Annotated in this window: 8 protein-coding genes; 5 read left to right on the top strand and 3 right to left on the bottom strand. The window is 65.7% G+C overall.

Going from position 1 to position 13,317, the window contains the following annotated elements:
• Positions 1-16: 16 nt before the first annotated feature.
• Positions 17-1,294, top strand: coding sequence for a polyhydroxyalkanoate depolymerase (locus R9J51_RS01195; protein ID WP_179505629.1), 1,278 nt, complete (start codon positions 17-19; stop codon positions 1,292-1,294).
• A 39-nt stretch (positions 1,295-1,333) separates the two neighbouring features.
• Here R9J51_RS01195 and R9J51_RS01190 read toward each other — a convergent pair whose 3' ends face one another.
• Together R9J51_RS01190 and R9J51_RS01185 are read right to left on the bottom strand one after the other, a co-directional pair.
• Positions 1,334-2,692: a putative O-glycosylation ligase, exosortase A system-associated gene (locus tag R9J51_RS01190; protein WP_168556337.1), complete on the bottom strand. Its 1,359-nt coding sequence runs from the start codon at positions 2,690-2,692 to the stop codon at positions 1,334-1,336.
• Positions 2,685-2,873, bottom strand: coding sequence for a hypothetical protein (locus tag R9J51_RS01185; RefSeq protein WP_169476543.1), 189 nt, complete (start codon positions 2,871-2,873; stop codon positions 2,685-2,687). The genes R9J51_RS01190 and R9J51_RS01185 overlap by 8 nt, the downstream gene beginning before the upstream one ends.
• 111 nt (positions 2,874-2,984) lie before the next feature.
• Here R9J51_RS01185 and R9J51_RS01180 point away from each other — a divergent pair, with 111 nt between their 5' ends.
• The 4 genes from R9J51_RS01180 to R9J51_RS01165 all read left to right on the top strand — a co-directional run bounded on the left by R9J51_RS01180 (position 2,985) and on the right by R9J51_RS01165 (position 12,203).
• The gene (locus R9J51_RS01180) at positions 2,985-4,217 is read left to right on the top strand and encodes a TIGR04063 family PEP-CTERM/XrtA system glycosyltransferase (protein WP_179505628.1); all 1,233 of its coding nucleotides are present in this window, start codon (positions 2,985-2,987) and stop codon (positions 4,215-4,217) included.
• Positions 4,218-4,323: 106 nt separating this feature from the next.
• Positions 4,324-5,910 carry a hypothetical protein gene (locus R9J51_RS01175; RefSeq protein ID WP_179505627.1) on the top strand — a complete coding sequence of 529 codons (1,587 nt, stop codon included), beginning with the start codon at positions 4,324-4,326 and terminating at the stop codon, positions 5,908-5,910.
• A gap of 205 nt (positions 5,911-6,115) precedes the next feature.
• Positions 6,116-10,756 (top strand): glutamate synthase large subunit, encoded by a 4,641-nt coding sequence (gltB, locus tag R9J51_RS01170; protein ID WP_168556340.1) that lies wholly within the window; start codon positions 6,116-6,118, stop codon positions 10,754-10,756.
• Between the two features lie 13 nt (positions 10,757-10,769).
• Positions 10,770-12,203 carry a glutamate synthase subunit beta gene (locus tag R9J51_RS01165; protein WP_168556341.1) on the top strand — a complete coding sequence of 478 codons (1,434 nt, stop codon included), beginning with the start codon at positions 10,770-10,772 and terminating at the stop codon, positions 12,201-12,203.
• Between the two features lie 69 nt (positions 12,204-12,272).
• Here the strand turns inward: R9J51_RS01165 and R9J51_RS01160 are convergent, their stop codons facing one another.
• The gene (locus R9J51_RS01160) at positions 12,273-13,307 is read right to left on the bottom strand and encodes an aromatic ring-hydroxylating dioxygenase subunit alpha (protein ID WP_179505626.1); all 1,035 of its coding nucleotides are present in this window, start codon (positions 13,305-13,307) and stop codon (positions 12,273-12,275) included.
• Positions 13,308-13,317: the final 10 nt, after the last annotated feature.

Genomic DNA, 13,317 nt, shown 5'->3' with positions numbered 1-13,317 from the left:
AAAGGCAAGTATCGACGTGCTGTACAAGGCTTATGAAATTCAGCGGTCGCTGATGAACGCAAGCAGCGCCTGGGCCTCGATGATGGCCGACGTGCTCAATGATCCGCGGCTCCCCTTTGCCACTTATGGGCCGAACCAGACGCTGGCTTCGGCGCTCGACGTGTTTGCCCACGCCACCGCGCCGCGGGGCAAGCCGGCCTTTGGCATCCGCACCATCCAGGTGGACGGGCAGAGCCACGCCGTGCACGAGACCACCGTGGTGCATCGCCCGTTCGGCGATCTCAAGCGCTTTACCCACGAAGGCCTGCCCGCCGATGCGCCGCGCATGCTGCTGGTGGCGCCGATGAGCGGGCACTATGCCACGCTGTTGCGCGGTACGGTGGAGCGCCTGCTGGAACGCGCCGTGGTCTACATCACCGATTGGGCCGATGCCAAATACGTGCCGTTGGCCGAAGGGCATTTCGACCTCGATGACTACATCGACTACCTGATCGGCTTCCTTGAGCATGTCGGCCCCGGCGCGCACATGATGGCGGTGTGCCAGCCTTCGGTGCCGGCCTTTGCCGCAACGGCGGTGCTGGCCGCCCAGGACCATCCGTGCCGCCCGCTGACGCTGACCATGATGGGCGGGCCGATCGACACGCGCGAAAGCCCGACTGCGGTGAACGACCACGCGGTGGCCAAGCCTTATGTGTGGTTCAAGCACAACGTGATCACCAGCGTGCCGGAAAACTATCCGGGCGCGGGGCGGCAGGTCTATCCCGGCTTCGTCCAGCTCACCAGCTTCATGTCGATGAACCTGGGCAGCCACATGATGAGCCATTACAAGCTGTTCCAGCACATGGTCCAGGGCGCGGAAGAAAACGCGGATTCAACCAAGCGGTTCTATGACGAATATCGCTCGGTCTGCGATCTTCCGGCCGAATTCTATCTTCAGACCGTCGACGTGGTGTTCCAGCGCCATGCCCTGCCCCAAGGCGAATTCATCCACCGCGGCCAGCCGGTGGACCTGGGCGCGATCACCGACACGGCAATCCTGTGCATCGAGGGCGAGCGTGACGATATTTCGGGCATCGGCCAGACCCGTGCCGCGCTCAAGGTGACGCCGGGCCTGCCCGATGAGATGAAGCAGTATTTCCTGGCGCCCGAAGTGGGGCATTACGGCATCTTCAATGGCTCGCGCTGGCGCAAGAGTATTGCCCCGGTGGTCGAAGCGTGGATGACCCGCTTTGCCACGCGCGACGATGCCGCCGCCAAACCGCGGCGCGGGCGCAAGCTGACAGCGGTAAGCTGAAGCCGGCGCGGTTTCCGGCCGCCTGGGCCCGTTCCCGGTTCAGACCGGGGCGGGCACTGCGCGACGGGAGACGAAGGGCTTGGGGGCGGCGCGCCGCACCCGGCCGATATAGGCCGAAAGCCCGCATTGCAGCCCCACCAGCATGTAGCAGAACGGCTGGAACGCGATGCCCACGAAAGTGGAGCCGACGAGATAGCATATCTGCGCCTGTTGCAGCGCATCGGCCAATGGCGAAACCCAGGCAAAGCCTTCGGGCGGGTTCTTGCGATAACGCCGCCGGATCAGCTCCATCTGGAACACGCCCATCAGATGCAGCAGCAGCCATAGCCCGAGGCCGGGATAGCCCTGCTCGCCCAGCATCTCGAAATAGGCGGAGTGATAGGCGCGGCCTTTTTCCTCGATATGGTCGGTCTCGATCGCGGCGTTGTTGTCACCGGCATAGTCGGCCTTGACCGTGTCATAGCTCACGCTGTTCTGGCGGAACGCGTCGAAGCCGCCGCCAAACGGGTGAGTCTTGGCAAATTCGATGGTCCATTTCCACACCGCCACGCGGGTGGAGGCGGACTGGTCGGCCTGGTGGTTCTTGATCGTGCCCATGCGCTCGGTAAAGCTGGAGGGCAGCAGCGGCACGGCGACCAGCGCACCGGCGCAGACGATACTGATATAGAGCATGCGCCGCCGGGTGGAGCGCAGCATCATCACCGCCAGCACCACCGCGCAGATCAACCCGGTGCGCGCCTGGGTTCCCACCGGCATGAGCAGGCAGGAAAAGCAGATGCCGGCGGCAAAGAGCTTGGCCTTCCAGTCCGGCTTGAAGATCGTGCCATGGTTGGCGAGCCACAGCGCAAGCGGGATGATCCCCATGGCCACGGTGGAAATGATCGAGCCTTCGTAGAGCCCGGTATTGTCGTTGACCAGCAGGCGCAATTCGCCATAGCCGCCGCCCGAGCCCAGCGTCTTGATGCCGCCGCCGATCACGATCACCCCGACCGAGAGCACCATGGTCAGCGTCAGCGCCTCGATCCGCAGCCGCGTGCGCAGGGTGAGCGGCAGGAACAGGGCAAAGACCAGCGCTTTCCACACCCACGACCATTTCGCCGCCGCTTCCACCGGGAAATCGGCGGTGCGCGTGGTGAGGCCGCAATAGACCAGCAGCAGCAGCAGCACGAACTGGCGCGGGGAAATGCGGATGCCGTTCTTGTCTTCCGCCACGATCCAGCCGAGCAAGGCGCACGAGAACGCGATCAGCGAGATCGGGATATGCGTGAGGAAGCCCCAGCTCACCTTCTGCGGCGCCACGATATCGATATAGGCATAGGCCATCACGAACAGGAACGGCCGCTTGAGCCCTGCGCCCAGGAAGGCCAGGCAGAACGCGGTGAAAAACAGGTCAAGCATCGCCGGCCGCACCCTGGCTGTCGTCGCGCGGGGACGACGCGGCAGGCGGGCGCCGGCCCATCAGCGGCTGGCGGCGGTTGGGCAGGGCGGGGTCATCGTCGAGATCGGCACGATGCACCAGTTTCCAGATCATCAGTGCCATCAGGATATGGGGCACGAAGATGGTTATCTTGTCGATCATCGTCTTGCGTCGCCCGAATGCCTTTCGCACGGGCATAGTGCGACACGGTTGACGGCGCGTTAAGCGAAGAATTTGCTGGCCGTTAAGGCTTGTTGTGCCAAGCGTTGGGGCATGGCCCGGATTCTCCACGTTCTCGATCACTCGTTGCCGCTGCACAGCGGCTATACCTTTCGCACGCGCGCGATCCTCAAGGCGCAGGAAGGGCATGGGCTTGAGGTGCGCGGGGTGACGGGGCTGCGCCATGCCGCGCCGGCCGAGGGGAACGATCCCGAAAGCCATGACGGCCTGCTGTTCCATCGCACCGCCGGAGAGGCTGGCGGCCCGCCGGGCTTGCGCGAGTGGCGCGAGGCGGGGCTGCTGGCCGATCGGATCGTGGCCGTGGCGCGCGAATGGCGGCCCGATGTGCTGCACGCCCACAGTCCGGCCCTGTGCGGGCTGGCGGCGGTGCGTGCGGGCAAGCGCCTGGGGCTGCCGGTGGTCTATGAAATCCGGGCTTTCTGGGAAGACGCGGCGGTGGGCAACGGCACGGGCCGCGAAGGATCGCCCCGCTATTGGCTAACACGGCAACTGGAGAACCGCGTCGTGGCCGGGGCCGACGCGGTGGTGACGATCTGCCGGGGATTGAAGGACGATCTGGTGGCGCGCGGCGTGGCACCGGGCAAGATCACGATCATGCCCAACGGCGTGGACCTGGCCCTGTTCGGCACGCCGCCCGCGCCCGATCCGGCACTGGCTGACCAGCTTGGGCTGGGCGAGGGGCCGGTGATCGGCTTCCTCGGCAGCTTCTATCCCTATGAGGGGCTGGACGACATGATCGCGGCCATGCCGGCGATCGTGGCGCAAGTGCCCGGTGCCCGGCTACTGCTGGTGGGTGGCGGGCCGGCGGCCGAGGCGCTGCGCGCCCAGGCGGCGGCCAGCCCGGCCGCGCATGCCATTCGCTTTGTCGGCCGCGTGCCGCATCACGAGGTGGACCGCTATTACGCGCTGGCCGATGTGGTGTGCTATCCGCGCAAGGCCATGCGCCTGACCGACTTGGTCACCCCGCTCAAGCCGCTGGAGGCTATGGCCCAGGGCAAGCTCGTGGCCGCGAGCGACGTGGGCGGCCACCGTGAACTGATTCGCGATGGCCAGACCGGCACGCTGTTTGCACCCGATGATCCCGCCGCACTGGCGGCGGCCATGGTGGCGTTGTTCGCACGGCGCAGCGAATGGGGGCAGCAGCGCCAGGTCGCCCGCGCCTTTGTCGAGCAGGCCCATGACTGGGCGGCCAACGCGGCGCGTTATCTTCCCGTTTACCAAGGCCTGATAGCCCATGCACTGGACAAGCCCGTTCTGGCTGCCTGAAATGTCAGGGGATTGGCACAGCGGCAGGCTTGCCTGAAGACCGATTCGCCCTGCACCATGGCAAGTGGTTGATGGGTGGACGGTTCACGATTGGGGGTATGCACAGGTGACCAAGACCAAGCGCAAGGCAGGGGCCCGGCACAAGCCGATCACCGCGCATCGGCTGTTTCCCGCCTTTGCCGCCCTGTGGTTTGCGGCGCTGTTCGGGCTGGCCAGCTTTGCCGTGCCGGTGGATCTGTTGCAGCGCGTTGTCGTGGCCAGCGGCCTGCCCCATCTGGTGGCGGCCGCCGCGCCGCCGCTGGGCTTTACCGCGCGGGCGCTGGTCGCGCTGCTGCTGACCGGCGTTGGCGGCATGCTGGGCCTCTTGATCGGGCTGCGCCTGGGCGCGCGCCATCGCCCGATGGCGGACCCGGCTGAAAGCGACCTGGAAATCGCAGCGCCTGTTGTTGTGGCCACCGCGCCGCGCGTGCGGGCCCGCGACGCCCATCCCGATGCGCCGCCCCGCCGCCCGCTGGTGGTGAGCGCCGACATGATCGATGAATCCGAGACCACGATCGTGGCTGACGATTCGGCGCTGGCGCTACGCCGGCGCCCGCTGGTGACCCAGAATGGCCCCAGCGCGCCGCAGGCGATCGATCCGGTGGAAGACCTGCTGCCCGGCGGCAGCGATTTCGCGCGCGACGCCTTTGACCCCTTTGCCATCTACGAAGGCACGGCCGAGAGTGCCGAGCCGTTCGTTCCACCCGCATTCCTGGCCGAGGCGCTGGGCGAAGCGGCGCGCGAGGACATCGTGCCCCTTCCCAAAGCGGCGCCCGAAACTGTGGCGGAAACAGTGCCTGAAGCCGAGCCTGGGCCTGGGCCTGGGCCTGAGCAAGCGGCCGACACGGCCAACAGTGTTTCTCCGGCTGTGGAGCCGGAACCGGTATTGCCCGAGGCCGTGGACGAAGCCAGCGACGCCCGGCCCGCCGAAGAGACGGATGAAGCGGAAGAACCTGCCCGCGTGACCGTTCCGGCGGGACCCTCGCTGTTTGCCATGGCCCGCCAAGCCGTTGGCGAAGGCGGCCGCTCCCCCGTTGCCCAGGCCGACCTTGATGGACTGGGCCTGGTGCAACTGGTCGAGCGCCTGGCGCTGGCCATTGCCGATCATCGTCGTGCCCTTGACAATGCGGTGGAAGACAGCGCCTCGGCCTATCACCTGACGTCCCGGGCGCCGACCGGCTTCGACAGCGGCGATGAGGCTGGTACGCCTGTGGTGGACGCGGCGCGTGGCCATGCTCCGGGCGATGTCCTGGCCATGCCCCGCCTCCACCGTGTTGGCCCGGCTGATACCGGCCTGGCGGGAGAGCCGACCGGCGAGGCAGCGGTGCTGGAACAACGCTATTCGTCGTTGCTCGACATGGCCGCCGCCGTGCGTCGGGCGGATTCGATCCGCCATGCCCTTTCCGGCAGCCCTGCTGCAACGCCGCAGCCGGTTGTGATCTTCCCGGGTCAGGCGCGTGCCCAGCGCATCGATGAACAGGGCGCGGCCGCCCCTTTGGCGGCGCCGTTCGAACGACCCTATCTCGCCGCCGTTCCCAGCCGATTCCAGGCGTTTGATGGCAGCGAGACCACAGCGGCACCCGATGCGGAAAGCACCGAGCAGGCCTTGCGCGATGCCCTCGCCACGCTGCAGCGGATGACGGCGAACCGCTAGGGGGTGTGATCGCATCGCCCTGCTGCGGTGCGACATTTAAGCATCGCATCCGTATTTCCCGGCACGGTTTCCCATTTGGGCGGCCCTCCCCGGTTGCAAAATAACTTTCCAACAGTCATGGGGGATTCTCGCGCAACTTTCGACGCTTTCCGGCGCCGTGATTCGTGCGAGCTTTCTTTCTTTGGGTGTAGGGACGATCAACGCGATGGGATTTCCGCCGGTTCAGGGCCTGTATGATCCGCGTAACGAGCATGACGCATGTGGCATGGGCTTTGTTGCCCACATCAAAGGCGTCAAAAGCCACGCGATTATTGGCCAAGCGCTGGAGATTCTGCGCAATCTCGACCACCGCGGCGCGGTGGGCGCCGATCCCCTGCTGGGCGATGGCGCCGGCCTGCTGATCCAGCTGCCCGACCAGTTGTTCCGCAAGTGGGCCGCGGGCGAAGGCAAGGAACTGCCGCAGCCGGGCGACTATGCCGTGGCGATGTGCTTCCTGCCGCAGGACGAAGCCGCGCGGAACTTCGTGATCGAAAAGTTCGAAAAGTTCGTGGCCAAGGAAGGCCAGGAGCTGATCGGCTGGCGCGATGTGCCCGTGACGCTCGATGGCCTGGGCAAGACCGTGATCCAATCGATGCCGGTGATCCGCCAGTGCTTCATCAAGCGCGGCGAGAACTGCGCCGACCAGGACGCGTTCGAGCGCAAGCTGCTGGCGATCCGCAAGCAGACGCAGAACCCGCTCGAAGCCATGGCCGAAAAGCATGGCCTGCCCGGCGTGACCGAACTGTACCTGCCCAGCTTCTCCTCGCGCACGATCGTGTACAAGGGGCTGCTGCTGGCCGGCCAGGTCGGCTCGTTCTATGACGATCTGCGTGATCCGGACTGCGTTTCGGCACTCGGCTTGGTGCACCAGCGCTTTTCGACCAACACGTTCCCCAGCTGGAAGCTGGCGCATCCGTTCCGTTTCGTGGCGCACAATGGTGAAATCAACACCGTGCGCGGCAACGTCAACTGGATGAACGCGCGCCGCCGCACCATGGAATCCGAGCTGCTCGGCCCGGATCTCGACAAGATGTGGCCGCTGATCCCGCATGGCCAGTCCGACACCGCCAGCCTCGACAACGCGCTCGAACTGCTGGTGGCTGGCGGCTATGGCATTGCCCATGCCATGATGATGCTGATGCCCGAAGCCTGGGCCGGCAACGCGCTGATGGATCCCAAGCGCCGTGCGTTTTATGAATACCACGCCGCGTTGATGGAACCATGGGATGGCCCGGCCGCCGTGGCGTTCACCGACGGGCGCCAGATCGGTGCCACGCTCGATCGCAACGGCTTGCGCCCGGCGCGCTTCTCGATCACGCGCGACGATCTGGTCTGCATGGCCTCGGAAAGCGGCGTTCTGCCGTTCCGCGAGGAAGACATCGTGCGCAAGTGGCGCCTCCAGCCCGGCCGCATGCTGCTGATCGACCTGGAGCAGGGCCGCATCGTGGAAGACGATGAGCTCAAGGCCCAGCTCTCGGCTGCCGAACCCTATGAGGAATGGCTCGGTGCCGCCCAGTACAAGCTCAAGGAGCTTGAAGTGGTCGAGCCCGAAGTCGTGGCGCTGCCTACCGCGACCGACAGCCTGCTCGATCGCCAGCAGGCCTTCGGTTACACCCAGGAAGACGTGACCAAGTTCCTGGAGCCGATGGCCGCGATCGGGGAAGACCCGATCGGCTCGATGGGCACCGACACGCCGATTGCCGTGCTCTCCAAGCGCTCGCGCCTGCTCTACGACTATTTCAAGCAGAACTTCGCCCAGGTCACCAACCCGCCGATCGACCCGATCCGCGAGGAGTTGGTGATGAGCCTGGTGTCGATGATCGGCCCGCGCCCGAACCTGCTCGGCCATGACGCCGGCAGCCACAAGCGCCTTGAAGTGGACCAGCCGATCCTCACGAACGAGGACGTGGCCAAGATTCGCTCGGTCGAGGCCGCGCTCGATGGCGCGTTCCGCACCGCCACGATCGACACGACCTGGGACGCGACCACCGGTGCCGATGGCCTGGCCATGGCGATCAAGGAAATGTGCTGGGCCGCCACCGAAGCGGTGCTGGCAGACAAGAATATCCTGATCCTGTCGGACCGTGCGCAAAGCGCAGATCGCATTGCCATGCCTGCACTGCTGGCGACAGCCGCGGTGCACCATCACCTGGTGCGCCAGGGCCTGCGCATGCAGACCGGCCTGGTCGTGGAAACCGGCGAAGCGCGCGAAGTGCACCACTTCTGCGTGCTGGCCGGCTATGGCGCCGAAGCGGTCAATCCCTACCTCGCGTTCGAGACGCTCGAAGCCATCCGCATCGACAAGGGCCTGCCGCTCACGCCCTATGACGTGCAGAAGAACTACATCAAGGCGATCGGCAAGGGCATCCTCAAGGTCATGTCCAAGATGGGCATTTCGACCTACCAGTCCTATTGCGGGGCGCAGATCTTCGACGCGGTTGGCCTGTCTTCGGCCTTCGTTGACAAGTACTTCACCGGCACGGCGACCTCGATCGAAGGCGTCGGCCTCAAGGAAGTGGCCGAGGAAACCGTGCGCCGTCATGCCACGGCCTACGGCGATAACCCGATCTACAAGAAGATGCTCGACGTGGGCGGCATGTACCAGCTGCGCCTGCGCGGCGAGGAGCACGCCTGGACGGCCGGCAACATCGCCAGCCTGCAGCACGCCGTGCGCGGCAACATTCCTGAAAAGTACAAGGAATTTGCCCAGACCATCAATGACCAGTCCGAACGGATGCTCACCATCCGCGGCTTGATGGAGCTGAAGCCGGCCGACCAGCCGATCGACATCAGCGAAGTGGAGCCGGCGAACGAGATCGTCCGGCGCTTTGCCACCGGGGCGATGAGCTTCGGCTCGATCAGCCGCGAGGCACACACGACGCTGGCCATCGCGATGAACCGCATCGGCGGCAAGTCCAACACCGGCGAAGGCGGCGAGGAGCCCGATCGCTTCAAGCCGCTGCCCAACGGCGATTCGATGCGCTCGGCGATCAAGCAGGTCGCCTCGGGTCGCTTTGGCGTCACGGCTGAATATCTCGTCAATGCCGACGACATCCAGATCAAGATGGCCCAGGGCGCCAAGCCCGGTGAAGGGGGCCAGCTGCCGGGTGACAAGGTCGACAAGGTGATCGGCAAGACCCGCCACTCGACCCCGGGTGTCGGCCTGATCTCGCCGCCGCCGCACCACGACATCTATTCGATCGAAGACCTTGCCCAGCTCATTCACGATCTCAAGAACGTGAACACCAAGGCGCGCGTTTCGGTCAAGCTGGTGTCGGAAGTGGGCGTGGGCACCGTGGCCGCGGGCGTTTCCAAGGCGCGTGCCGACCATGTCACGATCTCGGGCTATGAAGGCGGGACCGGCGCTTCGCCGCTCACCTCGCTGACCCACGCCGGCAGCCCCTGGGAAATCGGCCTGGCCGAAACCCAGCAGACCCTGCTGCTCAACAACCTGCGCAGCCGTATCTGTGTGCAGGCCGATGGTGGCCTGCGCACGGGCCGCGACGTGGCGATTGCCGCGCTGCTGGGTGCCGACGAGTTCGGCTTTGCCACCGCGCCGCTGATCGCGGCCGGGTGCATCATGATGCGCAAGTGCCACCTCAACACCTGCCCGGTGGGTGTGGCGACGCAGGACCCGGTGCTGCGCGCGCGCTTCACCGGCCAGCCCGAGCACGTGATCAACTACTTCTTCTTCGTGGCCGAAGAACTGCGCGCGATCATGGCCGAGATGGGCTTCCGCACGGTGGCTGAAATGGTCGGCCGGGTAGACCGTCTTGACACGCGCAAGGTCGTGGCGAACTGGAAGGCGCAAGGGATCGACCTGTCGCGTCTGCTGCACAAGGTGGAACCGGTGGAAGGCACCGGCCTCAACTGGACCGGGCACCAGGACCACGGCCTCGATGCCGCGCTGGACAACGACCTCATCGCGGCGGCGGCGCCTGCTCTTGAAGCGGGCGAGCCGGTGCGCATCGAGCGTGCGGTGATCAACGTCAACCGCACCGTGGGCGCGATGCTCTCGGGCGAAGTGGCACGTCGCTATGGTCATGCCGGCCTGCCCGACAACACGATCAACGTGGCGTTCAAGGGCGTGGCGGGCCAGTCGTTCGGCGCGTTCCTGGCCCACGGCGTCACGCTCGACCTGGTGGGCGATGCCAACGACTATGTCGGCAAGGGCCTGTCGGGCGGCCGCGTGATCGTGCGCCAGCCGGCGCATGTGGAGCGCGAGGCAGCCGAGAACATCATCGTGGGCAACACCGTGCTCTATGGCGCGATTGCCGGTGAGGCGTTCTTCAACGGCGTGGGTGGCGAACGTTTCGGCGTGCGCAATTCCGGTGCCCTGGCGGTGGTCGAAGGCACCGGCGACCATGGCTGCGAATACATGACCGGCGGCGTGGTCGTGGTGCTGGGCAAGACCGGGCGCAACTTTGCCGCCGGGATGTCGGGCGGGGTGGCCTATGTCTATGACGTGGATGGCAACTTCGGTTCGCTGGTGAACGGCGCCATGGTCGACGTGCTGCCGGTTTCGGCCGCGCGCGACGAAGACGACGGTGCCGGCCGACCGCAGCAGCGCGGGGTGGACGTCAACGACTTCGGCATGGGCGACATGCTGCGTCATGACGCCGAACGCTTGCGCGTGCTGATCGAGCGTCACCTGCTGCACACCGGGTCCAAGCGGGCCCGCGCGATCCTCGACAACTGGGATCAGGAAGTGTCGCGTTTCGTCAAGGTCATGCCGCGCGACTATGCGCGTGCGCTCCGCCAGCTTGAGGCCGAGCGCCTTGAAGCCGCGTCGGTCGCTGCGGAATAAGGAATAGACTACAATGGGTAAGGCAACCGGCTTTCTCGAACTCGACCGCAAGGACCGGGGCTATGATGCCCCGGCCGAGCGCCTGAAGCACTATCGCGAGTTCATCGTTCCGCACGACGAAGGCTCGCTCAAGGGCCAGGCCTCGCGCTGCATGAACTGTGGCATTCCCTACTGTCACAATGGCTGTCCGGTGAACAACCAGATCCCGGACTGGAACCACCTGGTCTATGAAAGCGACTGGCGCGAAGCGCTGGACAACCTGCATTCGACCAACAACTTCCCGGAATTCACCGGCCGCGTCTGTCCCGCCCCGTGCGAGGCGGCGTGCACGCTCAACATCGTCGACCAACCCGTCACCATCAAGTCGATCGAATGCGCGATCGTCGACAAGGGGTGGAAGGAAGGCTGGATCGAGCCGCAGGTCGCCGCGAAGAAGACCGGCAAGTCGGTCGCGGTGGTCGGGTCGGGCCCGGCGGGCATGGCTGCCGCGCAGCAACTGGCGCGTGCGGGCCATTCAGTGACCGTGTTCGAGAAGTCGGATCGCGTGGGCGGCCTGCTCCGCTATGGCATTCCCGACTTCAAGATGGAAAAGCACCTCATCAACCGTCGTCTGATCCAGATGATGGCCGAAGGCGTGGATTTCCGCACGTCGGTGGAAGTGGGTGTGACTGTCTCGGTCGACTCGCTCAAGGAAAACTTCGACGCGGTGGTCCTGTCCGGCGGCGCAGAAGATCCGCGGCCCCTGGGTATTCCCGGCTTCGAACTGCCGGGCGTGCGCTTTGCCATGGAATTCCTCACCCAGCAGAACAAGCGCGTGGCCGGCGACGATGAAATCCGCGCCGCGCCGCGTGGTTCGCTCACTGCCACGGGCAAGCACGTGGTGGTGATCGGCGGCGGTGACACCGGTTCGGACTGCGTCGGCACGTCCAACCGCCAGGGCGCGCTGTCCGTCACCCAGCTGGAAATCATGCCGCGTCCGCCCGAGAAGGAAGACAAGGCACTGACTTGGCCGAACTGGCCGCTCAAGCTGCGCACCTCGTCCAGCCACGAAGAAGGCGTGACCCGCGAATTCGCGGTGCTGACCAAGCGCGTGGTGGGCGAAAACGACGTGACCGGGCTGGAATGCGTCCGCGTCGAATGGGTCGACGGCAAGATGCAGGAAGTGCCGGGCAGCGAATTCGTGCTCAAGGCCGATCTCATCCTGCTGGCCATGGGCTTTGTCGGTCCGCGCAAGCAGGGCCTGCTTGAACAGGCCGGTGTGGATCTCGATCCGCGTGGCAACGTCAAGGGCAACACGGTGGACTACAAGACCAGCGTGGACGGCATCTTTGCCTGCGGCGACATGCGCCGGGGCCAGAGCCTGGTGGTCTGGGCCATCCGCGAAGGCCGCCAGTGCGCCCGCGCGGTGGACGAAGCGCTGATGGGTGTGACCGAACTGCCGCGCTGAGCGGCCCGATCGTACCGAGAAAACAGGACAAGGGGCGCTCGGCAGCGAGCGCCCCTTTTTCGTGCCGGTTCAGGCCGGCTGCGGTTGCCGGGCCAGCCGCTCGACAAGGCGATTGTACAAGATCACCGCCTTGTCATGGACCGTGGGCATGACCGCGGGATCGGGCGTCGCGGCGATCACGCGCTGTTGCGCCTCGATCATCGTCTTGTCCTCGGCAAAGGCGCGGCCCGCGATGTCCATCAGGGTATCGCGCAAGGCCGCATCGCCATGGGCGCGGTGCGGGCCCCAGGAAAAGAAATAGCGCGCCGTATCGCCGGTCATCGGCGTCACGGCCTGGCTCGTGAAGGTGACACCGCCGGTTGCCCCGGCATAATCGGGCGCACCGTAGCCGCAATGTGCGGCGGTGCCGGGTGCGAACGTGCCACCCTTCATCAACAGCACGCCCGGCACCAGGAAATCGTAGGCCATGTAGCTGTCCATCGGCGTGGCCGACACGCGCGAGGACGAACCGAGGCTGTTCTCGATCCATCGTTCATAGCGGATGCCGCGTGGCAGTGGCGTGATGCGCGCCGGCGTATCGGCAAATTCCGACCCGGCACCAAAGCTTTGCGCATGAACGAAGGTGAGATGGCTGAAATCCAGCAGGTTGTCACAGATCAGTCGCGCCTGCGCCGCATAGTCGAGATGACCGTGCCCGAGAATATAATCGGGATCGTCCAGACCCACGGCCGGCGGGACAAGGTCTTCGTCGGCCCCCGCCGGATCCCCCATCCACACCCAGATCCAGCTGTGCCGCTCGATCGCGGGATAGCGGCGCACGCGGGCCTGCGGTGGGATGGTTTCCTGCCCCGGAATCGCGATGCACTTGCCCGATCCATCGAACAGCAGCCCGTGATAGCCACAGCGCAAGGCCTCGCCCTCGCACCGGCCCAGCGATAGCGGGGCAAGGCGATGGACACAGCGGTCTTCCAGGGCATGAAGTGCCCCCGTCGGCGTGCGCCACAGCACGATGCGTTCGTCCAGGATGGTGATGGCAAAGGGGGTCTGTGGTTCCAGTTCGTGGCTCCACCCGGCAACGTACCAGGCATCGCGGGCATAAGTCATGGGCTGTTGC

The organism is Novosphingobium rhizosphaerae, assembly GCF_050920675.1.
GTDB lineage: Bacteria > Pseudomonadota > Alphaproteobacteria > Sphingomonadales > Sphingomonadaceae > Novosphingobium > Novosphingobium rhizosphaerae.
This window is presented reverse-complemented; position numbering and strand designations above follow the sequence as displayed.

Excerpts from the sequence above, each read along its gene's own strand:
- R9J51_RS01190 (WP_168556337.1), bottom strand. The coding sequence starts at position 2,692 with ATGCTTGACCTGTTTTTCACCGCGTTCTGCCTGGCCTTCCTGGGCGCA.
- R9J51_RS01185 (WP_169476543.1), bottom strand. The coding sequence starts at position 2,873 with ATGATCGACAAGATAACCATCTTCGTGCCCCATATCCTGATGGCACTG.
- R9J51_RS01180 (WP_179505628.1), top strand. The coding sequence starts at position 2,985 with ATGGCCCGGATTCTCCACGTTCTCGATCACTCGTTGCCGCTGCACAGC.
- gltB (WP_168556340.1), top strand. The coding sequence starts at position 6,116 with ATGGGATTTCCGCCGGTTCAGGGCCTGTATGATCCGCGTAACGAGCAT.
- R9J51_RS01165 (WP_168556341.1), top strand. The coding sequence starts at position 10,770 with ATGGGTAAGGCAACCGGCTTTCTCGAACTCGACCGCAAGGACCGGGGC.
- R9J51_RS01160 (WP_179505626.1), bottom strand. The coding sequence starts at position 13,307 with ATGACTTATGCCCGCGATGCCTGGTACGTTGCCGGGTGGAGCCACGAA.